Source organism: Streptomyces musisoli, assembly GCF_016741855.1.
Lineage (GTDB): Bacteria > Actinomycetota > Actinomycetes > Streptomycetales > Streptomycetaceae > Streptomyces > Streptomyces musisoli.
Genome location: NZ_JAERRH010000103.1, coordinates 1 through 690, shown reverse-complemented (window position 1 = coordinate 690; position 690 = coordinate 1). Strand labels below are relative to the sequence as shown.

1 rRNA gene is annotated in these 690 nt (G+C 58.1%); it reads left to right on the top strand.

Features of this window, described 5'->3' with window-relative positions:
- Positions 1 to 57 precede the first annotated feature (57 nt).
- Positions 58 to 690, top strand: a 23S ribosomal RNA gene (locus JK361_RS40650); the annotation flags it as partial.

Genomic DNA, 690 nt, shown 5'->3' with positions numbered 1-690 from the left:
GGGGTGATGGGTGGCTGGTCGTTGTTTGAGAACTGCACAGTGGACGCGAGCATCTGTGGCCAAGTTTTTAAGGGCGCACGGTGGATGCCTTGGCACCAGGAACCGATGAAGGACGTGGGAGGCCGCGATAGTCCCCGGGGAGTCGTCAACCAGGCTTTGATCCGGGGGTTTCCGAATGGGGAAACCCGGCAGTCGTCATGGGCTGTCACCCACTGCTGAACACATAGGCAGTGTGGAGGGAACGAGGGGAAGTGAAACATCTCAGTACCCTCAGGAAGAGAAAACAACCGTGATTCCGGGAGTAGTGGCGAGCGAAACCGGATGAGGCCAAACCGTATGCGTGTGAGACCCGGCAGGGGTTGCGCATGCGGGGTTGTGGGATCTCTCTTCTACGGTCTGCCGGCCGTAGGGCGAGTCAGAAACCGTTGATGTAGACGAAGGACATGCGAAAGGTCCGGCGTAGAGGGTAAGACCCCCGTAGTCGAAATGTCAGCGGCTTGCTTGAGAGACACCCAAGTAGCACGGGGCCCGAGAAATCCCGTGTGAATCTGGCGGGACCACCCGCTAAGCCTAAATATTCCCTGGTGACCGATAGCGGATAGTACCGTGAGGGAATGGTGAAAAGTACCCCGGGAGGGGAGTGAAATAGTACCTGAAACCGTGTGCCTACAAGCCGTGGGAGCGTCGGAA